This window comes from Bradyrhizobium sp. CB2312, from assembly GCF_029714425.1.
Lineage (GTDB): Bacteria > Pseudomonadota > Alphaproteobacteria > Rhizobiales > Xanthobacteraceae > Bradyrhizobium.
This window is the reverse complement of the sequence record NZ_CP121668.1, coordinates 9,031,353-9,054,631: the sequence shown is the minus strand read 5'-3', so window position 1 is coordinate 9,054,631 and position 23,279 is coordinate 9,031,353. Positions and strand designations below refer to the sequence as shown.

Below are 23,279 nucleotides of genomic sequence, written 5' to 3'. Positions count from 1 at the left end.
CCGGGACGACAGCGGAGTATGTTCGCTACTCCGCCGCCTGCTGCTGCACCGTCGGCTCGGTCCCCGCCACCGTCGCCCGGCGCATGTCGCGGGGCTGGGACTGGTCGTAGCGGCGGACGCGATGCATGGTCTGGCGGTTGTCCCACATCACGAGGTCATGCAGCCTCCATTTGTGGACATAGACGAACTCTGCTTGCGTCGCATGCTCGTTGAGATCGCGCAGCAGCAGGCGTCCTTCCGGCATGCTCATGCCGACCACCTTGCCGGCGTGCGATGACAGATACAGCGACTTGCGGCGATGCACCGGATGGGTGCGCACCAGCCGTTGCAGCACCGGCTTGAACATCTCCTTCTCTTCATCCGTGTATTCAGTGAAGCCGAGCGAACCCCGCGAATACATCAGCGAGTGCTCGCAGACGAGGTCCTCGAGCTCCGCCTTGGTCTCGTCGTCGAGCGCGTCGTAGGCCGCGCGCATGTCGGCGAATTCGGTGTTGCCGCCCTTCGGGTTCACCACACGCGCCGAGAGCAGCGAGAATTTTGCCGGGATCGGCCGGAACGAGCTGTCGGAATGCCACAGGCAGTTGCCGAGATTGAACAGATGCGTGCGGCTGTCCTTCGCCAGCGGCTTGCCGTCCTTGCCGAGATTGGAGACGTCGTTGAGGCCGGACTGGAGACGGTAGTCTTTTTCCTTCGTCACGGTGCCGCCGCGCGCATCCTCGCGCCGGCCGAAGTTGAGCGCGAACGCCATCTGCTGCTCGTCGGTGATGTCCTGATCGTGGAAGACGAGCACCGCATATTTGTCCATGGCGGCCTCGACCTCGCGCGCCTCATCCGGTGTGAGCGGCTTTTGCAGGTCGAGGCCGGAAACCTCGCCGACAAAATGCTTCTGAAGCTGCCGGATGGCGATCGTCATGGCGTTTTCTCCCGCGGGCTGCGAGCGGTTGGTCCCGCTCTGTCAGTGAAAAAGCTACTCCTGCACTCGGAGTTGTCAACGCGCGGCGCGCATGGCAGCCTTTGAACATTCACAAGAGGTCGTCATGCCCGGGCTTGTCCCGGGCATCCACGTTCTCTTAGCTGCGCGGCAAGGCGTGGATGGCCGGGACAAGCCCGGCCATGACGTCCTCGATACAGTTGGTGTCTATAGCGGATACCTCAAATGCGACGCCCAGCGTTTGACGGGCTCTCACGCATTCCGCGCCATCAGGCCACCATCGACCGGAATCACTGCACCGGTCAGGAACGACGCCGCCGGCAGGCACAGGCTCAGCGTCATATGCGCGACCTCTTCGGGGTCGCCGTAGCGGCCGAGTGCCGTGCGGCGCTTGGCGTAGATGGTCTTGTGCTCCTCCGAGATGCGGTCGGTGATCGCGGTGCGGATCGGCCCCGGGCAGATGCAGTTGACTGTGATGCCCTCGCGGCCGAGCTCGACCGCGAGCGAGCGCGTGAGGCTCGCCACGCCGCCCTTGGCCGCCGAATAGGGGCTGTGCAGCGCGGTGGCGCCGAGCGCCTCGGTCGAGGCGATGTTGACGATGCGCGGGCTCTTCGACTTGCGCAAATGCGGCAGCGCGGCGCGGATGATGCGCGGATGCGCTGTCAGCATCACGGCGATGCCCTTGGCCCAGGCGTCTTCGTAAGCCTCGTCGTCGATTGCGACGCGCACGGAGATGCCGGCATTGTTGACGATGATGTCGATCCCGCCGAAATACGCGGCTACGTCACCGACCACGCGCTTGATCTCGCCGGCATCGGCGACGTCGAGCTTCCACCCCTTCGCCGCGCCGCCGCTCGCCGCGATCTCCTTGGCAACGGATAGCGCACCTTGCTCGTCATGATCGGTGACGGCAACGTTCGCGCCCTCGGTCGCAAACACGCGCGCGGTCGCGCGTCCCATGCCGCTGGCCGCGCCGGTGACGAGAACGGTCAGGCCCTTCACCGACCGGCTGAGCTCTCTAGACTCGGTCATGCTGTTTCCTCGCGGCGTCTTGCTTGTTGTTATGATTGACAAGGCTGGCATCGATCCGCAGACAGGTCAAACAAGCAAAACAAGAAGGGAGGCCGCGATGGCGAACGAGCTCGATTTCTCAGGCAAGCAGGTGCTGGTCGTCGGCGGTTCCAGCGGCATCGGCAACGGCATCGCGCAAGCGTTTCGTGCCAGGGGCGCTAGCGTAGCGGTCTGCGGCACGCGTGCTCACGCAACGGAATATTCGGCGGCGGAAGGCTCCGATCTCACCGGTCTTGCCTACGCGCAGCTCGACGTCAGCAATGCCGGTGCGATCGAGGCGTTCACGCCGTCCTTCGACCGGCTCGATGTCCTGGTGCTCGCGCAGGGCGCGGTGATCTACCGTCGCGGCGAGTTCGAGATGAGCGGCTTCCGTAGGGTCGTCGAGGTCAATCTGATGAGCCTGATGGCTTGCGCAACGCGATTCCATTCCATGTTGCGGGATGCCAAGGGCGCGCTGATCATGGTGTCCTCGACCGCGGCCTATCACTCCACCATGGGCAATCCCGCCTACAACGCCTCGAAGACCGGCGCGGTCGGATTGACGCGCACGCTCGGCGAGGCGTGGGCCGAGGACGGCATCCGCGTCAACGGCATCGCGCCGGGCCTCGTCGACACCAAGATGACGAAAGTGACGACCGACAATCCCAAGCGGCTCGAAGGTGCACTTTTGCGCATTCCGCTGCGGCGATTGGGCACGCCGGCCGACATGGCGGGCGCCGCGCTGTTCCTGGCCTCGCCGCTGTCGTCCTACATCATCGGCCAGACGCTGGTCGTCGATGGGGGACTCATTCTCTAGCCCCGCTGGAACCCCGTCGCGCCTGATCGGTTACTTGGGCTGACCCCTGAGGAGGAGCATCATGGACACGGATCGGATTGTCGGATCGGCGAAGGAATATGCCGGACGCGCGGAAGGCGCAGTCGGAGACATGGCAGGCGACGCCAAGACGCAGGCATCGGGCAAGGCGCGCGAAGCCGCGGGCACGGTGCAGAATCTCTACGGCCAGGCCAAGGATGCCGTGCGCGATGCCGCGGACACCGCGACGGGCTACGCCAAGGACGCCTATGAGAACAGCGGCGGTACCTTCCGCGATGGCACACAGGCGCTGTCGAAGAAGGTGCAGGACAATCCGCTCGGCGCACTCTTGGTCGCCGGCGGTATCGGCTTCGCACTCGCGCTGCTGATGTCGCGTCCCGCGCGTCGTCCCCCGCCGTCGCGCTGGCGCTACTAAAGTTAGCTGCCGAAGCCTGATCTCTCGTGCCCCGGACGCGATGCAGCGTGAAACGCTGCGTCGCTGAGCCGGGCCTATTCTTTCTTGTGCATGTCGTCACAAGCTGGGTCCCGGCCTCTGCGTCGCCTCACCAAGAGGTGCTGCGCCGCGTCCGTGACACGAGACTTTGATCTACCACCGGAACATCTCGGCCGAGCGCCCGACATTGCCAGGCGGACGCGGGATCGTGGGATTCGGATTGCGCGGCCCCGGCGCGAATTGACGCGGTGCTGGCTGCGGCGAGCCGAAGCCGAAGAAGTCACGGAATGACGGCGCGGCCTGCGCCGGTTGCTGTGGCGGTGCCGGCGGCTTCTTCGGCGCAAGCTTCGGCGGCGCGATCGCGGCGGCGGCGCCCGTGCCTGCCGAACTCGGCGCAGTACCGCCCTCAGGCGTTGTCGCAGCCATCGGCGTGTCGCCCTTGGCCTGTTCGCGGCCGACTTCGCGGCGCGGCCAGGCATAATCGTCGGCACGGCCGGCGGGCGCCGTCAGCGGCTCACCCTTCACCATCGTCTTCGCAGCGAGCGCATCGACGGCGGCGGGACGCGAGCCCGGGCCGCCCAGCAATTGATCGGTCGAGATCGAAGCCGCGACCAGCGGCACGATCGGGCCAGCCAGCGGCCGCGGCGCAGGCTTGCCGGGCTCGGCGCTGGTGTCGGGCGTCGCCGGCTCGCTCGGCAGCGCGATCGGCCCGGAGCGCCCCGCGAGCAGGCGCGTGATCTCGCGCTCGACATAGTGTGCGAGCTTGCGCGCACCGGCTTTGGTGAAATAGACGCCGTCACCGCTGCGCAGCTGGCGGATCTGGCCTTCGAAGTCCGGTCCCTTCTGGAGGAAGCGGCCGGCTTCGTCGACAAAGCCGTCCCAGACGTCGACATAGGTGATACCGGCCTTGGCCGCGCCCTCGCGATAGAGCGAATCCAGGAACAGCATGTCCGCCGTGCCCTTCGGGCCGCGGATCGCGGGCAGGCCGACCCAGAGCACCGGCACGCCCTTGGCCTTGAGGACGCCCGCGAGCTCCTCGATCTTCTTGCCGTAGAGCTCGACCCAGCGCTCGTCGCGGAATTCATAGACGCCGTTCGGATTGCGCGCGGTCTTTTCCGGCGCGGCCGCAGGCGTATCGGCGTTGTCGGCGTCGTCCTGCGGCAGATCGGTATCGACCGGCTTGTCGTCGGGCTTGGCGGCGGTGTCCGGCTTGGCGTCACCGGGCTTGGCGTCACCGGGCTTGGCGTCGCCGGACTTGGCCTCGCCCGGCTTGGCTTGCGGCTTGGCGCGCGCGCCCTTGTCGTTCTTCTTGTCCTTGTCCTTGTCTTTGTCCGACTTGTCGACAACCGGCTCGCGGATCGAGCTGCGGTCGTTGAGGCCGAGCATGACGACGATGACGTCGGGCTTCTCGGTCTCGAGGATGCCCCTCGCAGCCGCCGCCCAGTCCGAGGGCTCGCCCTTCGGCTGGTACTTGATCAGGCCCGAGGTGGTCTTGTGCTTGCGGATCACGCCCATGTCGGGCTGCTCGGTGTAGGCGTCCTCGAGGCCATAGGCGAGCCAGTCGGCCATGGCGTCGCCGATCACCAGCACGTTCTTGTCGGGCGTGGTGTCGCGCTTGGCCGGTGCCGGCGCGCGCGAAAAATCCTGACGCGGGGCCTGCTGCTGTGGCTGCTGGAACGGCGCGAAGAAGTCGCCGCCGAACCAGCCGCCGCCACCACCGCCTTGGCGCGGCGGCGGGGCCTGGCGCTGCGGCGGGCCGCCGAAGCCGGGGAAGTTGAAGAACTGCGCCGAGGCGGGTCCCGCGATCGAGACCAGGATCGCAAGCGCCGTCCCCAGCGCGATCAACGGGCCGGTCTCGGTCAGCGCCTTCAAGAAGGACTTGGACTGGGGCCTGGGCTTCGACATGCGATCTCGGGCACGCGCAATGGGGATTGGGATAGGCTCGATATAATAACGGAATCAGGCGCCAAACGGGCAGATTCCGTCACAGATTCTTTGCCCATACACCGGGGAACTGCCGCCTCCGTCAAGGCTGCCAGTCAAAATCCCTGTTCAGGGTTACTTTTGGCGCGATTTTACCGCCCGCGCAGCCGGTCCAGCACGTCGGAGGAGGCAAAGCCGTCGGCGGGGATCCCGATCGAGGCCTGGAAATTGCGCAGGGCTTCCCGGGTCTGGCCGCCGAACTGGCCGTCCGGGGTGCCCTTGTAGAAGCCGCGCTGGGCCAGCAGCTGCTGGAGCTCCAGCCGCTCGGTGCGGGACAATTCGCGCTCCTGGCGCGGCCAGGGCTGCACGAAGGGCTGCCCGCCCCGCAGCCGATCGGCGAAATGGCCGATCGCGAGCGCATAGGCCTCGGCCGGGTTGTACTTCATGATGACGCGGTAGTTCTGCAGCATCAGAAAGCCCGGGCCTTGCGCGCCCGCCGGCGCCAGCAGATAGGCCTTCTCGCCCGGATGCGGGAAGGGCTGGCCCGTCGCCCGCTTGAGGCCGAGCTTCTCCCACTGCGCGATCGTCATCGCCTTGGCGCGATCGGCCAGCATGTAGTTGAAGCCCTGCGGCACCACCACCTCGAGGCCCCAGGTCTGGCCCGATTGCCAGCCGTCCTTCTTCAGATTGTTGGCGGTCGACGCGATCAGGTCGGTGGGATTGTCGACGACGTCGCGCCGTCCATCGCCGTCGCCATCGACGGCAAAGCGCTTGAACGCAGTCGGCATGAACTGGGTCGGGCCGAAGGCGCCGGCCCATGAGCCGCGCATCTGCTCAGGTCTGAGATCGCCGCGGTTGAGGATTTCCAGCGCGGAGAGGAACTCGTCCTTGAAATAGGCCTGGCGGCGGCCGATGCAGGCGAGCGTCGCGGTCGATTGCAGCACGCTGCGGTCGCCCATCTGCGTCGAGTAGTTGGACTCGATGCCCCAGATCGCGGCGATGATGTAGCGATCGACGCCATACGCCTTCTCGGTGGCGTCGAACTGCGCCTTGTATTTGGCGAGCACCTCGCGGCCTTTGGCAAGGCGATTGTCGTTCACGAGGATGTCGAGATAGTCCCAGATCGATTTCGTGAATTCCGGCTGCGAGTCCATCAGGTCCATGATGCGCAGGTCGGGCGAGAGCCCCGCGGTGAAGCGCTGGAAATTGTCCTGGGTGATGCCGCGCCGTGCGGCATCGGGCCACATGCCGGCGACGCAATTGTCAAAATTGCCGGCCGCCTCGCGGATCGCTGCGGCCGTCATCAGCGGATGGCCGGAGGCGCCGTCCTCGCCGCTCCAAGGTTGGACTCCCGTTTGCGCGCCGCCGGGGCCGGGAGGGGCCTGCGCGGGCGCCGGATTGGTGCCTGAGAAAATACCGCCAAACAGGTTCGACAGGCCGTTTTGCGACTGGGCGTTCACGCTGTCCGGCAGCACTATTGCAACTGCAACAATCACTCCGGTCAAAGATCCGGCAAGTTTCGTCAGTGCTGCCATCGATTGCGTCATGTCCTGTCCGTCCGGCCGAAAATCCGCCCGTCAAGAGGCCTGGCGACGGTTGCCAATAGCTTAACAAAGGTGAAATTTTGGTGGCTGATTTTTTCTTAACTCTATGAGCGCGGGGCCCCACATCCGCCTTTGTTGGCGGCTGCAAACAGGCTAGCAAGATACCATTGCTCCCTTCCTCAGGTATTCGATCAATCCCATGAAGATTCGCAAAGCCGTATTCCCCGTCGCCGGCCTCGGCACCCGCGTCCTGCCCGCCACCAAGGCGATGCCGAAGGAAATGCTGACCATCGTCGACAAGCCGCTGATCCAGTACGTCTATGACGAGGCCAGGGAAGCCGGCATCGAGCACTTCATCTTCGTCACCGGCCGCAACAAAAATGTCATCGAAGATCATTTCGACAAGATGTTCGAGCTCGACACCACGCTGGCCGCGCGCGGCAAGAAGGCCGAGCAGGAGATCCTGGCGCAGAACCAGCCGGACGCCGGCGCCGTCAGCTTCACCCGCCAGCAGGCGCCGCTCGGCCTCGGCCACGCGGTCTGGTGCGCGCGCGACATCGTCGGCGACGAGCCGTTCGCGGTGGTGCTGCCGGACGAGCTCGTGCTCAACACGCCGGGCTGCCTGAAGCAGATGATCGAGATGGCGTCCTCGCTCGGCGAGAAATCCAATCTGATCGCGGTCGAGGCGGTGCCCGACCATCTCACCCATCAATACGGCATCTGCGGCGTCGGCAAGCGCAACGGCAAGATGTTCGAGGTCGACGGCATGGTCGAGAAGCCGGCCAAGGGCACCGCGCCCTCCAACCTCTCGATCACCGGCCGCTACATCCTGCAGCCGGAGATCTTCAAGATCCTGGAGACCCAGGAGCGCGGCGCCGGCGGCGAGATCCAGCTTACCGACGCCATGATCGGCCTCGCCAAGACGCAGAAATTCTACGGTGTCGAGTTCGAGGGCGAGCGCCATGATTGCGGCTCCAAGCCCGGCTTCCTCCGCGCCAACATCGCCTACGCCCTGAAGCGCCCTGAGCTGCGCGATGGGCTGATCGCGGAAATGAAGAAGTATCTGGGGCAGTAAGCGGGCGACGCTATCTCCCCACTCGTCATTGCGAGGAGCGAAGCGACGAAGCAATCCAGACTACTCCCGAGGAGGCAGTCTGGATTGCTTCGCTTCGCTCGCAATGACGGCAAGAGCGTCGATCACGCCACCAGCGACAGTTTTGGGATGCTCGCGACCACCGACTGGTTGCGGCCGCCCGCCTTCGCCGCATAGAGCGCCTTGTCGGCGGCGGCGACCAGGATCGACCAGTCCATGCCGCTCGCGGGCACGAGGCTGGCGATGCCGCAGGACACCGTCGACGTCGTCTGGTCGTCGGACCAGCCCTGCACCTTGGCGCGGATGGTCTCGGCGACCTTGAACGCGTCGGTGGCCGAGGTGTTCGGCAGCAGCACCGCGAATTCCTCGCCGCCATAACGCGCGGCGCAATCGCCGGCACGGCTCACCGAATCCGAGATGCAGATGGCGATGCCGACCAGCACCTGGTCGCCGGCCTGGTGGCCAAACGTATCGTTGTAGGCCTTGAAGTGATCGGCATCGATCATCAAGAGCGCGACCGGCGTCTTCTGGCGCATCGCGCGGCGCCATTCGACGTCGATGACGGAATCGAACTTGCGGCGGTTCTTCAGGCCGGTGAGCGCGTCCGTCGTCGCCATCTCCTCGAGCTTGCGCTCGGCCGCAGCGCGCCGGCCGATCTCGCGCGCGAGCACCAGCGTCGATGCCAGCACGAACAGCGCCAGGGCCAGCACCACGGCGCCGATGCGAAACGCCTCTTTCTGCCAGAGCGCGAACACCGCGGCCAGCGGCTTGCCCGCCACCACGAACAGTGGTCCGTTGTCGGCGCTGCGGACATAGAGCCGCGGCGTCGGATCGACCGGGCCCTGTCCCGAATAGGCGGTGCCGATGCGGAGATTGTCGGCCTTCCAGGTCGTCTGACGCTCGTTCAGGTTCTTGCCGATGATGTCGAGATCGAACGGCCGCCGCATCATGATGGTGCGGTCGCGCTTGAGCACGGTGATGGTGTCGTCGGGGTCGAGGCTCAGCCGCTCGAATAATTCGTGGAAATAGCTGAAGCGGATCGAGCCGGCGACGACGCCGAGGAAGCCGCCGTCGTTGTCGCTGATGCGCCGGCTCAGCACGATCGAATAGGCGCCGCGGAACAGCATCGGCCGGCTGATGAAGAGCCCGGCACCGGGATTGTCGCGATGGACCGTGAAGTAATCCTCCTCGCCGCGGTTCTCCGGCAGCGGATCGAGCGTGGAGGCGTCGATGCTCAGCCGGCCTTCGGTATCGAACACCTGGATGGCGCCGAAATGCTTCGCCGTGGTCGCATGGTCGAACAGGATCAGGTGACGGATCGGCTTGGAGACCGTGGCGAGCTCGGGCAGCAGCATGTTGCCGGCGACCGCCTTCAGCGACAGATCGTAGATCTCGATGTTGCGGCTGATGTCGGACTCGATGGTGGTCGCGAGGTTCTCAAGCGTCTGGCGGGCGAGCGCCTCCTCGCCGCGGCGCATGTCGAGCATGACGTTGACGCAAATGGCTGAAAAGCCGATCACCGTCACGACGGACGAGATGATCAGCAGCTTCGCCGAAATACGCCACGGCCGGCGGGCCGTGACTTCGCGCCATCCAGACAGCATCGCTAGCTCCCGACCCTGATGGATGCGCCCGAAAGCTTGCGTAGTGTTTAAGCCGCGACGGCGAAGCCGCGATGAGTTAAGAATCGGTTTAATGGGCTAGCGTTTTTCGGCAGGTCTCGAAGAGACCCAGCCCGGACGAGAGGACGATTGTGAACGACTACGATGCGTTGCGCGACTATCTGATGCGGCAGAAGCAGGCCGAATTCGTCCTGACATTCGAACAGATCGAGGAGATCATCGGCGCGGCCCTGCCGCGGGCGGCGAACCGCGCCTCGTGGTGGGACAGCCTGCGCAGCCCCGACATCCAGATGCCGCAGCGCGAAGCCTGCCTCGCCGCCGGCTTCGTCGCGACGCGGATGCCGGATGGCCAGAGCGTGCGGTTTACGAAGCGAAAGAACGACCGGCGCCGGTAGTACGGCGAGTGAGGCTGCTGCCCTGCTCTGGAGGGGAAGGTCGTTTCGCAGCGCGACAGTATCGTAGGGTGGGCAAAGCGAAGCGTGCCCACCACTTCAGTTGCAATGTTGGGTCGTGGGCACGGCGCAAGTGCGCCTTTGCCCACCCTACGGTTCTCAAACAATAACCTGAAGGTGTCGAACCAAGGCCTTCATTGGCGCCACCGGGACCAGCGTTCATCATCGGCGTGTGCTCGTATCAGACATCTGGTCGTCTGCTGGTCGCAGGTGCGCATGCACACGTTCTGGCGGCCCCGAAAGTCACCGGCACCGCCGGTGTAGATGGCACATGAGCCGATGCAGTTTGCGCCGCGATCCTCGCATCGTGCCGCCGTCACGGCTTCGGCCGACGAGGCGAGGAACATTCCGGTGCCTATGAGGGTGATCGCGTGGAAAAGGTGCCGGGTCATCCGTAACTCCTGAGAAGGACGCGCTTGGTCCGCTCATCCCAGCCGTTGCGCTTGACGCGCGCGGCACGCCGAGAACGACGGTGGCGAGCCCAGCGACCTCGATGACGAAACCGTTCTGGATCGAATGCTGCACACCATTTTTCGCGGCGGTTGAGCAGCGGTCCATTGATCTGGATCAAGCAAGGTCTCATCGGCACCTCACCCCGCGCGCTTCGAAAGCGGCCCCTCAAGGACGGGAGAGGGAGGTCAGCTCGCAGCTTCCAGCCGCACTTCCGTCAGGAGGCGCATCGCAGCGTCCGCGTCCATCGGCTCGCCGAAGGCAAAGCCTTGCGCGTATTCGCAGCCCATCTGGTAGAGCTCGACCGCGTCGGAATCGGTCTCGGCGCCTTCCGCCACCACGTCCATGCCGAGATCATGCGCCAGCGCGATGATCGACTTCAGGATCACCGGACGGGTGCCGCGGCTGGTGGTGCGGACGAAGGACTGGTCGATCTTGATGGTGTCGAACGGGAAGCGCTGGAGATAGGCCAGCGACGAATGGCCGGTGCCGAAATCGTCGAGCGACAGGCCGGTGCCGAGCTCGCGGATGCGCGTCAGCATTTGGGCTGCGTGCTCCGGATTCTCCATCACCAGCGATTCCGTCAGTTCCAGCTTGAGCGTGCCGCGCGCCACCGAGGAGCGCGACAGCACGGTGCGGACGTCGTGGATCAGGTCGTGGCGCAGCAGCTGCCGCGAGGAGACGTTGACGCTCGCGAAGATCGGCTCGCGCGAGCGCATCGCGCGCTGCCACACGGAGAGCTGCTTTGCGGTCTGGTCGAGCACGAACATGCCGAGGTCAACGATCAGGCCGGTCTCCTCGGCGATGGTGATGAATTCCGACGGCGCCATGCGTCCGAGCTTCGGGTGATCCCAGCGCGACAGCGCCTCGAAACCGGCGATCGAGCGATCCTCCAGCCGCACGATCGGCTGATACAGGATCGTGATCTCCTGCCGCTCGATGGCGCGGCGCAGCTCGCTCTCCAGCGTCAGCCGGTCGGTCTTTCGCGCACGCATCGCCGGCTTGTAGACGTCGATGCGGTCGCCGCCGATGCGCTTGGAGTGATACATCGCAAGCTCGGCGTCCTTGATGATCTCGTCCGTGAGCTGGGTTTGCGGATCGGACAGCGCAAGGCCGATCGAGGCGGTGAGGAAGATCTCGCGGTCGTTGAAGGCGATCGGCGCGCGGATGGTCTTGCGGATGGTCTCGGCGAAGGCGGTGATGCGGGCCGGGTCCTGCTCCGAGAGCAGGATCAGGCCGAACTGGTCGCCGGCAAGCCGCGCCAGCGTGTCCTGCGGCTTCAGGATGCGGGTGAGGCGGCGGGCGAGCGTGAGCAGGATGGAATCGCCGACCGCGATGCCGACGGAATCGTTGACCTGCTTGAAGCGGTCGAGGTCGATCACCATCAGCGTCGGCCGCAGCGTCGGCATGGTCTTGGCGAAATGCGCGACCGCACCGAGCCGGTCCATGAACAGCTTGCGGTTGGGCAGGCCGGTGAGATTGTCATGCACGGAATCGTGCAGCAGTCGCTCCTCGGCGTTGCGCAGCTCGGTGACATCGGTGAGCGTGCCGACCACGCGCGAGACCTCGCCGTCCGAGCCGACCACCGGGCGCGCCTTCAGCGCGAACCACATGAAATGGCCGTCCGGAGTGCGCAGGCGGAAGTCCTGGACGAGGCGGCCACGGCGCTGGTCGAGCACGCTGTCGAGCGCGGCGCGAAAACGGTCCTGGTCGAGCGGATGCAGCACTTCGAGCCACGATGCCGCCGGGCCCTCCAGCGTGCCGCGCTTGAGGCCGAGCAGGGCTTCGGTCTCGGGGCTGGTGAATACCTTGTCGGCGGACACGTCCCAGTCCCAGATCAGATCGCCGGAACCGGCCAGCGCCAGCGCGCGGCGCTCGATGTCGGAGACGACGCCGGTGGTGGCGCCGCCGCCGGCGAAGGCGTGCTGCATGACGGTGAAGCCGATCAGCATCACGATCAGCACCAGGCCGCCGAGCAGGGCAGGGCCGACGATGTCGTTGGTGACCGAGCCCGCCACCGTCATGCCGGCCGCGACCACCCAGACCACCAGAAGGAACCAGGTCGGGATCAGCAGCACCGCGCGGTCGAAGCCGTGGGTGGAGAGATAAACGATCAGCGCAAAACCTGCGAAGGCGATCAGCACCAGCGAGATGCGGGCGATGCCGGAGGCCACCGCCGGGTCGAACAAAGCGAGCGCGACGAGGGAGCCCAGGAACGCCAGCCAGCCCACCGTGATGTGCGAATAGCGCACATGCCATCGACTGAGGTTGAGATAGGCGAACAGGAACACCAGCAGCGTTGCCGCCAATATCGCTTCACCCGCCGCGCGCCAGATGCGTTCGGCGTTGTTCGACATGTCGAGCACCTTGCCCCAGAAGCCGAAATCGACGCCGATATAGACCAGCACCGCCCAGGCCAGCGCCGCGGCGGCCGGGAACATGATGCTGCCCTTCACCACGAACAGGATGGTGAGAACGAGGGCCAAAAGCCCGGAGATGCCGATCACGATGCCCTGGTACAGCGTGAACGAGTTAACCTTGTCCTTGTAGGACTCGGGCTCCCACAGATAGAGCTGCGGCAGCTTGTCGGTGCGCAACTCCGCGACAAATGTGACGACGGCGCCGGGATCGAGCGTGATGCGGAAGACGTCGGCCGTCGCGCTCTCCTGGCGCTCCGGGCGGTCGCCGATCGACGGCGTGATGGTCGCGATGCGTGAGAGGCCGAGATCGGGCCAGAGCAGCCCCGAGGAGACGATGCGGTAATGCGGCGCGACGATTAGGCGGTCGAGCTGGTCGTCGGTGTTGTTGGCGAGCGCGAACACCACCCAGTTCACGCCGCCCTCGCGGGCGCGCACCTCGATGCGGCGGACGATGCCGTCGGTGCCGGGCGCGGTGGAGACCTGGATGCGGTCGGCATCGCTGCGCTGATGCTCGATCACGCCGGTGAGGTCGATCGCGGGCGCGTCACTACGGACGCTGACAGCATCCAGCGCGCGTGCAGGCGACGCGGCGACAAGAATCATGAGGCCCAGCGCGATGGACGCGAGGCACCTGATCAGACGCAAGGTCAGTTCTCCGCGTTCGACGCAAACTGCGAGTGCAAGGCGATTCTAAAGGACGATTTCAAACCGGACCGGAAGTGGTTCGGCGCGTCGCGATAGATGCCACGAAAGCGAGGAAAATCAAAGGGTTTCCGCCGTCCCCTGTGGGTCAGCGGCCTAGGCCTCCAACACAATTTTGCCAATATGTGCACTCGTCTCCATGCGCCGGTGCGCGTCGGCCGCCTTTTCCAGCGGGAAAGAGCTGTCCATCACCGGTTTGACGCGGCCTTCGCGCAAAAGCGGCATCACTTTGGCTTCGATCGCGGCCACCATCGCTGCCTTGTCCGCATTACTACGGGGGCGCAGCGTCGAGCCGGTATGGGTGAGGCGCTTGACCATCACCTTGGCGATGTTGGCGGTGATCTTGGGGCCGTTGAGGGTTGCGATCTGCACGATGCGACCGTCGACCGCGGCGGCGTCATAGTTGCGGTCGACATAGTCGCCAGCGACCATGTCGAGGATCAGGTTGACGCCGGCCTTGCCGGTTTCTTCCTTGACGACAGTGACGAAGTCCTCGGTCTTGTAATTGATCGCGCGGTCGGCGCCCAGCTTGAGGCAGGCATCGACCTTGTCCTGCGATCCGACGGTGACGAACACCTTTGCGCCGAATGCTTTCGCGAGCTGGATCGCCATGGTGCCGATGCCGGAGGAGCCGCCATGGATCAGCAGCGTCTCGCCGGCCTTCAGGCCGCCGCGCTCGAACACGTTGTGCCAGACCGTCATCAGGGTCTCCGGCAGCGCGCCGGCTTCCTTGATCGACAGCGCCGGCGGCACGCTCATGGCCTGGGCGTCCTGCGCGATGCAGTACTGCGCATAGCCGCCGCCGGCGACCAGCGACATCACCTTATCGCCGACCTTGTGCCGCTTGGCGTTGCTGCCGACCGCGACCACCTCGCCGGCGATCTCGAGGCCGGGCAAATCGCTGGCGCCGGGCGGCGGCGGATAGGCGCCGGAGCGCTGCGCCACGTCGGGCCGATTGACGCCGGCGGCCTCGACCTTGATCAGGATCTCGTCCGGACCGGGCTGCGGCACTGGGCGTTGTTCCGGCACCAGCACCTCCGGTCCGCCGGGCTTGGAGATGGCGACCACGGTCATTTGCGCGGGCAGCTTGTCCATGATGTGTCCTTGAGCAAAGGTGCGGGAGGAAACGAGGCCTTTGCTTAGCCAGCGCGGCCCAAGCTGGCAACCGCCTCAGCCGTGTGCGAGCGCGAACGCAGGAGGAACGAGCATGCCGATCGAAGACGACGACCGCCCGCGCAAGAAGATCAGCCATGAAATCGGACAGGATCTCTCACTCTTGTCGGTGGAGGAGCTGACCGAGCGCGTGGCTCTGCTGAACACCGAGATCGCGCGCTTGGAAGAAGCCGCCAACAAGAAGCGCGCCTCGCGCGATGCGGCGAACAGTTTTTTCAAGTCGTAGGATTTTCACGGCTCTCGTGTCGCGGACGTGGTGCGGCACTTAAAGCGCGTTTACGCGCGTCTTCGACGCGCTATGGTGACGCGCCGCAGAGCCGGGACCATGTCTCGCGCAAAATATCTCCTGCTGTCATTCCGGGGCGGCGCGTAGCGCCGAGCCCGGAATCCATAACCACAGGACGTTGAAACGGGCAGGCCGATAGCGACGGGCCATCTCTTCCGCGCGTGGTTATGGATTCCGGGCTCGCGCGAGCCCGGAATGACGCGAAGAGAGAGACGCGGTCGCTTCCACATCGTCATGGCCGGGCTCGTCCCGGCCATCCACGTTTTTCGTCATCGCCAGCAAGAACGTGGATGGCCGGGACAAGCCCAGGCATGACGGGAAATCGTTCCGCATCGCACTCGGCCTCTGGCCGACATGGCTAACGAACCCTCAAAAAATTAGTTCGTTTACTCCGGATTAAGCTTTTCGCTTTATGACTGGAACCGTCCTCGTTTGGACACCGAGTGGCTCCTGTCCACTCTGTTTGACGCCTCCCTGTTATCAACTTTCAAAGCCGCCGGTCTCCGGCGGCTCTTTTTTTGGTCCAAAGCGTTTTCGAGCGAAGTGGGTACCGGTTCGCGTCAAGAAAACCCGTCAAAACAAGAGTCTCCCTTCGGTTGAATTCCGAGGAAAGACCCGCGGAAACCATATCCGCGCTTGTCGCTGGACTCCGCGCTTCGCCCGCGCAATGATTTGTTCATCATAATCCGGCGCCAAAGCCGGGTGGGTAAACAGTTGCGTAAGGGGCGTTAACCATGGAACGTTTGCAGGCCGACGGCGCTCTCGTTCAACTCAGCGAGCGGTTCACCAATTCTGCGGCGTTCGGCGCCCTGTTTCGCGAGGGCATGGACCTCGTCGAAGAGACCGCCTCCTATCTCGACGGCGCCGGCCGCACTGAGGCCAAGGCGCTCGACCGTGCCGTCAGCCTCACCTACGCGACCGAGAGCATGCGCCTCACCACCCGCCTGATGCAGCTCGCCTCGTGGCTGCTGCTGCACCGCGCGGTCAAGGAAGGCGAGATGACGCTGGTCCAGGCCAACCGCGAGAAGACCAAGGTCAAGCTCACCGCAGCTGATCCCGGCCCAGCCGACACCGTCGAGAAGCTGCCGGCCCAGCTGCAGGACCTGATCCATCGCTCGATGAGCCTGCAGACCCGCGTCCGCCGCCTCGACACCTCGATCCACACCCCGCCGACCGATCACGTCGCGATCGGCAATCCGCTGGTGCCGCACCTCAACGCGCTCAAGGCCGCGTTCGAGCGGTAAGGTCTATCAACAGTCTCGGTCGTCATTCCGGGACGCGCCACTTGGCGCGGGCCCGGAATCCATACTCCCGATCGTGGTTATGGATTCTCAGATGCGCAATTGCGCATCGTAGCTCGCCCTTCAGGCGCCCCGGAATGACGGGCAAAAACAAAAACGCCCCCGGTCCTCCGGGGGCGTTTTTCGTCACCAGCCTTGCGGGCCGGATCAATCCTTTTTGAGAAAGCCCGAAAACTTCTTCTGGAAGCGCGAGACGCGGCCGCCGCGATCCATGATCTGGGCCGAGCCGCCGGTCCAGGCCGGGTGCGACTTCGGGTCGATGTCGAGGTGCAGCTTGTCGCCTTCCTTGCCCCAGGTCGAGCGGGTCTGGTACTCGGTTCCGTCCGTCATGACGACCGTAATCGTATGATAATTCGGGTGAATTTCGGCTTTCATGGCAATTCCTCGGCGCCCGGCGCCTTGCTTGAGTGACTATCGAATGACGGATTTGGCGGCTCTATACCCCACAGGCCCCCTTAAAACAAGCCATTGTGGGGACTTGCGAACCGGGCCGTCCCCTAAGGGACATCCCGGATTTGCCACTCCCCTTTCACCGGCCTATGTGGAGCTAACTTGTCTTCCTGGGTCCGGATCTCATGAGCGCTGTGGAACGGCTTGACGACCAGTACCGCGACGAGCGCGACGGCGCACCGACCGAAGCCCCGTTGATCGAAGCCGAACTGATCGAGCAGCCCGCCAAGGGCCGTGCCAGGCTGCGGCCGCTGCTGGCGCTCGCGCCTTATGTGGCCCGCTATCGCGGTCGTGCTGCGCTCGCCTTCGTGGCGTTGACGATCGCGGCGCTGACCACGCTGCTGGTCCCGATCGCGGTGCGCCGGATGATCGATTTCGGTCTCTCGCCGGAAGGCATCGCGCTGATCAACAGCTATTTTTCGGTGATGATCGCGGTGGTCGCCGTGCTCGCGCTCGCCAGCGCCTCGCGCTACTACCTCGTGATGACGATCGGCGAGCGCATCGTCGCCGATCTCAGGCGCGACGTCTTCGCCCATCTGCTCTCGCTCTCGCCCTCCTTCTTCGATTCCGCGCGCAGCGGCGAATTGGTGTCGCGCCTCACCGCCGACACCACCCAGATCAAATCCGCGGTCGGCGCCTCGGTCTCGATCGCGCTGCGCAACCTGATGATGTTTCTCGGCGCCACGGCGATGATGGTGATCACCAGCCCGCGCCTCTCCGGATTCGTGCTGCTCGCCATTCCCCTGATCGTGCTGCCGCTGGTCGCCTTCGGGCGCTGGGTGCGGCGCCTGTCGCGCAATGCGCAGGACACGCTCGCCGACGCCTCCGCCTATGCCGGCGAACTGGTCGGCGCGATCCGCACCGTGCAGGCCTATACCAGCGAGGGGCTGGCCGCGAAGCGTTTTGGCGGCGAGGTCGAGCAGGCCTATGAGGCCGCGCGGACCTCGACACAGGCGCGCGCCGTGCTCACCGCCATCATCATCTTCATCGTGTTCGCAAGCGTGGTCGCGATCCTCTGGATCGGCTCGCATGACGTCTTGACCGGCGCGATCTCGCCGGGCCGGCTCGGGCAGTTCGTGCTCTATGCCGCGTTCGCTGCGGCCGGCCTTGGCCAGCTCAGCGAGGTCTGGGGCGAGGTCGCGGCGGCCTCGGGCGCCGCCGAGCGCCTGTTCGAGATCCTGCACGTGCAGCCCGAGATCGCCGCGCCCGCATCGCCGCGCACGCTGCCGGTGCCAGCGCGCGGCGAGGTCGGCTTCGACCACGTCAGCTTCGCCTATCCCGCGCGGCCCGATGTCAATGTGCTCGACGCCGTCTCGTTCACCATCCGCCCCGGCGAGAAGGTCGCGATCGTCGGTCCCTCCGGCGCCGGCAAGAGCACGATCTTCCATCTCTTGCTGCGCTTCTACGATCCGCGCAGCGGCGCGATCTCGCTCGACGGCGTGCCGGTCAGGTCCGCCGATCCCCGCGATTTCCGCTCACGCATCGCGCTGGTGCCGCAGGAGTCCAACGTGTTCGCCGCCAGCGCCCGCGAGAACATCCGCTTCGGCCGCCCCGATGCGACCGATGCCGAGGTCGAGCGCGCCGCCGAGCTCGCCCACGCCGTCGAGTTCATCCGCCGCCTGCCCGAAGGTTATGAGACCCCGCTCGGCGAGCGCGGCGTGACGCTGTCAGGCGGCCAGCGCCAGCGTATCGCGATCGCCCGCGCCATTTTGCGCGACGCGCCGCTCTTGCTGCTCGACGAAGCGACCTCCGCGCTCGATGCCGAAAGCGAGACTCTGGTGCAGACCGCGCTCGAAGAGCTGATGAAGCACCGCACCACGCTGGTGATCGCGCATCGCCTCGCCACCGTGCTCTCCTGCGACCGCATCCTGGTGATGGACCAGGGCAGGATCGTCGAGCAGGGCACGCATGCCGAGCTCGTCGCGGCGAACGGGCTCTATGCGCGGCTGGCGAGGCTGCAGTTCGAGGGGGCGTGAGGCTCTGTGATCGTCACCACAACCACAGTGTCATTCCCCGCGAAGGCGGGGAATCCAGTACTCCGAGAAGCTGGTGAGATTGCGGAAGGGCTGCGGCGTACTGGATGCCCCGCCTGCGCGGGGCATGACAGCGGAGTGTTAGGGAAGAACCCGCGATCACCGGCACTTCGGCGAGCCCATCGGCACGTTCGGCCAAAGCCAGTTCTTCCAGCTCCCGTCCGCGTCCACGCAGGCCGACGGTCCGGGGCTGTTCGTTGGCGCAGGGGGGCTCGCCGTCTCTGATGCCGCAAAGCGATGGTCGACATAGGTCGTCGACACATATCCGGCGACGATGACGCCCAGCATCACCGAGGACCCCTTGGCGAGCTCGCTCAGCTTCATCGACCATCTCCATCCGCGTGCCATCGCTGACACAACGAATAACCGGCGGCGCGGGATCCCCGCGTGATCGGCGTCACGCCCGCTAGATCACGCTTTCCAGATCATCTTCAGCACCGGCCGGCCCGAGGTCGGGTTCACGTCGTCGCCGGCGTGGGCAAAGCCGTTGCGCTCGTAGAAGCGGATGGCGCGGGCATTGTCCTTGTTGACGAGTAGCGTGATGCCCGACGGCGACAGCCGTTTCGCCTCATCCACCAGCAATCGCGCCGCGTCCGAGCCCCAGCGATCGGGATCGACCACGAGCTGGTCGAGATAGCCCTCGCCGTCGATGGTGACGAAGCCGGTCAGCGCGCCGTCCTGCTCGGCGACAACGATCTGGGCCTTCGGCACCAGATCCTTGCGCCAGCGCTCGCGCCACCATGCGAGGCGCGCGGCGAAATCGATCTGCGGATAGGCCTGCTGCCAGGTGCGATGCCAGAGATCGATCGAGGCTGCCTCGTCCTCGGGCCGATAGGGGCGGAGGTGGAGCGCGCTCATTCTACGAAGGTCGTCATGCCCGGGCATAGCCGTCCGAAGGACGGCGTCGCTTCCGCTCGCCTATGCCCGGGCATCCACGCCTTTCTATCAGCGCGGACCGAAGATCGTGGATGGCCGGGACAAGCCCGGCCATGACGGTGCGGTGAGTATCGCGCGACCCTCACACTACCGCTCCGTCAGCTTCAGCTCGATGCGGCGGTTGCGCTTGTAGGCTTCCTCGGTGTTGCCGGTGTCGAGCGGCTGGAATTCGCCGAAGCCTGCGGCGACGAGGCGCTGGGCGGGGACGCCGAGCGAGATCAGGTATTGCACCACCGAGATGGCGCGGGCCGCGGAGAGGTCCCAGTTCGACTTGAAGTTCACCCCGGTGACCGGGCGCAAGTCGGTGTGGCCGTCGACGCGCAGCACCCAGGGAATTTCGTTCGGGATCTTCTTGTCGAGATCGATCAGCGCCGTCGCCAATGTCTCGAGCTCGGCGCGGCCCTCGGGCAGCAAGGTCGCCTGTCCGGTGTCGAAGAACACTTCAGACTGGAACACGAAGCGGTCGCCGACGATGCGGATGTCGGGGCGGTTACCCAGGATCGCGCGCAGGCGGCCGAAAAACTCCGAGCGGTAGCGCGACAATTCCTGCACGCGCTGCGCCAATGCAACATTCAAGCGAGAACCCAGGTCGGCGATGCGATTCTGCGATTCCTTGTCGCGCTTCTCGGATGCATCGAGCGCCTCTTCCAGCGCCGCCAGTTGCCGCCTGAGCGCGCTGATCTGCTGGTTCAGCACCTCGATCTGCGCCAGCGCCCGTGCCGAGACCGCCTTTTCCGAGTCCAGCGCCTTGCCGAGCTCGGCGGTCTTGCCCTGCGCGTCGTTGCCGGCGTTGGCAAGGCCTTCATAGAGGCCCTTCATGCGGTCGCGCTCGGACTCCGCCGAGGCAAGGCCCGCTTTCAACTGCGAGACCTGGTCGTCGAGCGAGAGCTTGCCGAGCTTCTCCAGCGAGAGCAGCTCGTTGAGCTGAGCGATCTTGGCATTGAGCAGCTCTAGCGCCTTGTCCTTGCCGGTGACTTCCTGCGACAGGAAGAATTGCACGACCAGGAAGACCGACAGCAGGAACACGATCGACAGCACCAGCGTCGACAGCGCGTCGACGAAGCCGGGCCAGTAGTTGAAGGCGCCTTCGCTGCGGCGGCCGCGCGCTAGAGCCATGTGCTAACCCTTCTCCGGCTGGCGCGCGAGCCGTTCCAGCAGGCGGCGGATCTCGCGGTTCTGCTCGCCCTGGCCGTCGGCCCATTCGCGGATCATCTGCTGCTCGGTACGCATATGCGAGACCAGCGCCTGGATCGCCTCGGCAAGGCTTGCCATCGCCGCGGTGGTGCCGCGGCTGCCGCTGCCCTCCTCGAGCACGGAGCGTAAGCGTTCGACGGCCGCCTGAAGCTCGCCGCTGGCGACGCCGCCGCCAGCGGCGGCTGCGACCGCGACTTCGCCGCTGCCATATTCGCGCACGGTGGTGGCGAGCCAGTCTTCGAGGTCGGTGTAGAAGCGGTTCTGCGCCTGGCTCGATTGCAGATCGAGAAAGCCGAGGATCAGCGAGCCGGCGAGGCCGAACAGCGAGCTCGAGAACGAAATGCCCATGCCGCCGAGCGGAGCGGCGAGGCCCTCTTTCAGCGTGTCGAACAGGGCGCCGGAATCGCCGCCGACCTTGAGCCCGTCGATCACCTTGCCGACCGAGCCGACCGTCTCGATCAGGCCCCAGAAGGTGCCGAGCAGGCCGAGGAAGACCAAGAGCCCGGTCATGTAGCGGGAGATGTCACGGGCTTCATCCAGGCGGGTCGCAATCGAATCGAGCAAATGCCGCATGGTGGTCTGGGTGATGCTCATCCGCCCGGAGCGCTCGCCGCCGAGGATCGCGGCCATCGGCGCCAGCAGCTTGGGGTGGCGGGACGGGGCGAGGCCGGGATCGGCAATGCGGAAATTGTTGACCCAGGACACCTCAGGATAGAGCCGGATCACCTGGCGGAAGGCCAGGATGATGCCGATGAACAGCACGCCGCCGATCAGGGCATTGAGCCCGGGATTGGCGAAGAAGGCCTGGATGATCTGCCTGTAGAGCACCACGCCCACCAGGGTGCACAGCACCAGGAAGACCAGCATCCGCACCAGGAAGACGCTGGGTGCGGACAGTTTCGTATACTCGATATCCATGGAGGAGCGGGGCGGGGCGCCAGGCGGCATGGCCGGTATCATCCGTTACGAACGTGATTGCAGTGCGCACTATGGCACAGCGCCAGCCCAAAAAAAGCGCCGGATGAGCCGATTTCGTGGACAGCGCCCGGAACCCAAAGCGGAAACCGTGCTTTGATAACGCGTTGTCTGCAAAAGTTTGCCCATCCCCAGGCCGCCGATGCCCTGGGGCTGTCCCCGGCCTGTTGCCGGCATCTGCGTTCTTTCCTCCGCTGCCCCCATAAGACCTGGCCAAGGGAGTGGTCGCATGAGCGTCGTCTCCGCCATCATCGGGACTGCCGAACGCGTGCCGCTGCCCGACGTCGTGATCCGCGCCGCGATCCAGCGCCTGTGCTCGCGCACGGCCTCGCGCCTGTCCACGCTGGGTGCAGCCGACGATGCCGCCTTCGCCGGGCGGATGATCCTGCGGCCGATCGCTGGCGAAGCGGATGCCGGACATCGTGAGGTGCCGGCGGCGTTCTTTGCGCAGCTGCTCGGCCCCAACCTCAAATACTCATGCTGCTTCTACAAGACCGATGCGACCACCTTGCAGGAGGCGGAGGAGGAAGCGCTGCGGCAGTCCGTCGAGCACGCCGGTCTCGCCGACGGCCAGGCCATCCTCGATCTCGGCTGCGGCTGGGGCTCGCTGTCGCTGTGGATGGCGCGGCAGTTTCCGCACGCGACGGTGACCGCGGTGTCGAACTCGCAGGCGCAGCGCGCCCATGTCGCGGAGCAGGCGCGGCTGCGCGGGCTGTCGAACCTGCGCGTGGTCGATGCGGACATGTGCGGGTTCGCGCCCGAAGGCGCGTTCGACCGCATCGTCTCGGTCGAGACGTTCGAGCACGTCATGAACTGGCGCAAGCTGATGACGCGGCTGCGGTCGTGGCTCGCGCCCGAGGGGCGCTTCTTCATGCACATCGCCACCCATCGCGCCGGCTCCGATCTGTTCGACCGGACCGATCGCGAGGACGGGATCGCCCAGCATGTCTTCACCGGCGGGCTGATGCCGAGCCATCACCTCGTCAGGCAGTTCGACGACATCTTCGCGCTCGAGAAGGAATGGTGCTGGAGCGGCACGCATTATCAGCGCACCGCCAACGACTGGCTCGGCAATTTCGATGCGCATCGCGACGCGATCGAAGCGTCCTTGCGCAAAATCCATGGCGAGGAGACAGGCCTCTGGATGCGGCGCTGGCGCTGGTTCCTGCTCGCGACCTCAGGGGCGTTCGGCTATGCCGACGGAACCGAATGGGGCGTCAGCCAGTACCGGATGAAGGCCGCGGAGTGATTGCGATGTTCCGTCGCAGCACGCCGTGATGGAACCCGACTCACAATCCGGTGAATCCAAAAAAGTCCCCAGAAGTCAGCGTGATAGGCCGTGTGACATTGAGCCGCCCGCTGGATGCGTTGCGTCGCAGCAGCTCCATTCTATTTTGACGGCATCAGCCGCGCGGAATCGCCCAGAACGGGCCGGTGCGGCGTGTGACCAGTTTCAACAACATCGGGGCACTTACC

Annotated in this window: 21 protein-coding genes; 8 read left to right on the top strand and 13 right to left on the bottom strand. The window is 65.5% G+C overall.

Translation table 11 applies throughout. The features are described from left to right. Positions 1 to 25: 25 nt before the first annotated feature. Both QA642_RS43165 and QA642_RS43160 read right to left on the bottom strand, forming a co-directional pair. Entirely contained in the window at positions 26 to 913 is an 888-nt protein-coding gene (locus QA642_RS43165; protein WP_283082239.1) for a TauD/TfdA family dioxygenase, read from the bottom strand. A gap of 270 nt (positions 914 to 1,183) precedes the next feature. Then, positions 1,184 to 1,963 (bottom strand): SDR family NAD(P)-dependent oxidoreductase, encoded by a 780-nt coding sequence (locus tag QA642_RS43160; protein WP_283082238.1) that lies wholly within the window; start codon positions 1,961 to 1,963, stop codon positions 1,184 to 1,186. A gap of 97 nt (positions 1,964 to 2,060) precedes the next feature. Here QA642_RS43160 and QA642_RS43155 point away from each other — a divergent pair, with 97 nt between their 5' ends. Beyond that, positions 2,061 to 2,798 carry an SDR family oxidoreductase gene (locus QA642_RS43155; protein ID WP_283082237.1) on the top strand — a complete coding sequence of 246 codons (738 nt, stop codon included), beginning with the start codon at positions 2,061 to 2,063 and terminating at the stop codon, positions 2,796 to 2,798. 61 nt (positions 2,799 to 2,859) lie between these two features. Beyond that, on the top strand, positions 2,860 to 3,231 hold the full coding sequence (locus tag QA642_RS43150) for a CsbD family protein (RefSeq protein ID WP_283082236.1): 372 nt from the start codon (positions 2,860 to 2,862) through the stop codon (positions 3,229 to 3,231). 171 nt (positions 3,232 to 3,402) lie between these two features. Here the strand turns inward: QA642_RS43150 and QA642_RS43145 are convergent, their stop codons facing one another. Both QA642_RS43145 and QA642_RS43140 read right to left on the bottom strand, forming a co-directional pair. Then, complete coding sequence (locus tag QA642_RS43145; protein WP_283082235.1) at positions 3,403 to 5,154, bottom strand: DUF459 domain-containing protein; 1,752 nt, start codon at positions 5,152 to 5,154, stop codon at positions 3,403 to 3,405. 170 nt (positions 5,155 to 5,324) lie between these two features. After that, on the bottom strand, positions 5,325 to 6,719 hold the full coding sequence (locus QA642_RS43140) for a lytic murein transglycosylase (RefSeq protein WP_283082234.1): 1,395 nt from the start codon (positions 6,717 to 6,719) through the stop codon (positions 5,325 to 5,327). 196 nt (positions 6,720 to 6,915) lie between these two features. On the opposite strand from QA642_RS43140, the gene galU reads away from it, so the two are divergent. Beyond that, entirely contained in the window at positions 6,916 to 7,791 is an 876-nt protein-coding gene (gene galU / locus QA642_RS43135; protein WP_283082233.1) for a UTP--glucose-1-phosphate uridylyltransferase GalU, read from the top strand. Between the two features lie 122 nt (positions 7,792 to 7,913). Here galU and QA642_RS43130 read toward each other — a convergent pair whose 3' ends face one another. Continuing rightward, complete coding sequence (locus tag QA642_RS43130) at positions 7,914 to 9,413, bottom strand: diguanylate cyclase (protein ID WP_283082232.1); 1,500 nt, start codon at positions 9,411 to 9,413, stop codon at positions 7,914 to 7,916. A 149-nt stretch (positions 9,414 to 9,562) separates the two neighbouring features. Between QA642_RS43130 and QA642_RS43125 the strand changes: the two genes are divergently transcribed. Continuing rightward, positions 9,563 to 9,826, top strand: a complete 264-nt coding sequence (locus tag QA642_RS43125; RefSeq protein WP_027561145.1) for a hypothetical protein — start codon at positions 9,563 to 9,565, stop codon at positions 9,824 to 9,826. A 191-nt stretch (positions 9,827 to 10,017) separates the two neighbouring features. On the opposite strand, the gene QA642_RS43120 is transcribed toward QA642_RS43125, so the two are convergent. The 3 genes from QA642_RS43120 to QA642_RS43110 all read right to left on the bottom strand — a co-directional run bounded on the left by QA642_RS43120 (position 10,018) and on the right by QA642_RS43110 (position 14,550). Continuing rightward, a complete protein-coding gene (locus tag QA642_RS43120; RefSeq protein WP_283082231.1) occupies positions 10,018 to 10,275 on the bottom strand; it encodes a hypothetical protein in 258 nt (85 codons plus the stop codon). Between the two features lie 246 nt (positions 10,276 to 10,521). Next, positions 10,522 to 13,398 carry an EAL domain-containing protein gene (locus QA642_RS43115; RefSeq protein ID WP_283082230.1) on the bottom strand — a complete coding sequence of 959 codons (2,877 nt, stop codon included), beginning with the start codon at positions 13,396 to 13,398 and terminating at the stop codon, positions 10,522 to 10,524. 153 nt (positions 13,399 to 13,551) lie between these two features. Next, positions 13,552 to 14,550, bottom strand: coding sequence for an NAD(P)H-quinone oxidoreductase (locus tag QA642_RS43110; protein ID WP_283082229.1), 999 nt, complete (start codon positions 14,548 to 14,550; stop codon positions 13,552 to 13,554). A gap of 112 nt (positions 14,551 to 14,662) precedes the next feature. Here QA642_RS43110 and QA642_RS43105 point away from each other — a divergent pair, with 112 nt between their 5' ends. Both QA642_RS43105 and QA642_RS43100 read left to right on the top strand, forming a co-directional pair. Further along, complete coding sequence (locus tag QA642_RS43105) at positions 14,663 to 14,854, top strand: DUF1192 domain-containing protein (protein WP_283082228.1); 192 nt, start codon at positions 14,663 to 14,665, stop codon at positions 14,852 to 14,854. Positions 14,855 to 15,648: 794 nt separating this feature from the next. Continuing rightward, positions 15,649 to 16,158 carry a DUF1465 family protein gene (locus QA642_RS43100; RefSeq protein WP_283082227.1) on the top strand — a complete coding sequence of 170 codons (510 nt, stop codon included), beginning with the start codon at positions 15,649 to 15,651 and terminating at the stop codon, positions 16,156 to 16,158. Positions 16,159 to 16,362: 204 nt separating this feature from the next. Here QA642_RS43100 and rpmE read toward each other — a convergent pair whose 3' ends face one another. Next, positions 16,363 to 16,590 carry a 50S ribosomal protein L31 gene (rpmE, locus tag QA642_RS43095; RefSeq protein WP_027553890.1) on the bottom strand — a complete coding sequence of 76 codons (228 nt, stop codon included), beginning with the start codon at positions 16,588 to 16,590 and terminating at the stop codon, positions 16,363 to 16,365. A 200-nt stretch (positions 16,591 to 16,790) separates the two neighbouring features. Between rpmE and QA642_RS43090 the strand changes: the two genes are divergently transcribed. Continuing rightward, a complete protein-coding gene (locus QA642_RS43090) occupies positions 16,791 to 18,641 on the top strand; it encodes an ABC transporter ATP-binding protein/permease (protein WP_283082226.1) in 1,851 nt (616 codons plus the stop codon). A gap of 156 nt (positions 18,642 to 18,797) precedes the next feature. On the opposite strand, the gene QA642_RS43085 is transcribed toward QA642_RS43090, so the two are convergent. From QA642_RS43085 to QA642_RS43070, 4 genes are all read right to left on the bottom strand, one after another. After that, complete coding sequence (locus QA642_RS43085; protein WP_283082225.1) at positions 18,798 to 19,022, bottom strand: hypothetical protein; 225 nt, start codon at positions 19,020 to 19,022, stop codon at positions 18,798 to 18,800. An 87-nt stretch (positions 19,023 to 19,109) separates the two neighbouring features. Then, positions 19,110 to 19,556 (bottom strand): GNAT family N-acetyltransferase, encoded by a 447-nt coding sequence (locus tag QA642_RS43080; RefSeq protein WP_283082224.1) that lies wholly within the window; start codon positions 19,554 to 19,556, stop codon positions 19,110 to 19,112. Positions 19,557 to 19,721: 165 nt separating this feature from the next. Next, positions 19,722 to 20,750, bottom strand: a complete 1,029-nt coding sequence (locus QA642_RS43075; RefSeq protein WP_283082223.1) for a peptidoglycan -binding protein — start codon at positions 20,748 to 20,750, stop codon at positions 19,722 to 19,724. A gap of 3 nt (positions 20,751 to 20,753) precedes the next feature. Next, positions 20,754 to 21,776 carry a flagellar motor protein MotA gene (locus QA642_RS43070; protein WP_283082222.1) on the bottom strand — a complete coding sequence of 341 codons (1,023 nt, stop codon included), beginning with the start codon at positions 21,774 to 21,776 and terminating at the stop codon, positions 20,754 to 20,756. A gap of 256 nt (positions 21,777 to 22,032) precedes the next feature. On the opposite strand from QA642_RS43070, the gene QA642_RS43065 reads away from it, so the two are divergent. Beyond that, complete coding sequence (locus tag QA642_RS43065; RefSeq protein ID WP_283082221.1) at positions 22,033 to 23,052, top strand: cyclopropane-fatty-acyl-phospholipid synthase family protein; 1,020 nt, start codon at positions 22,033 to 22,035, stop codon at positions 23,050 to 23,052. Positions 23,053 to 23,279 lie beyond the last annotated feature (227 nt).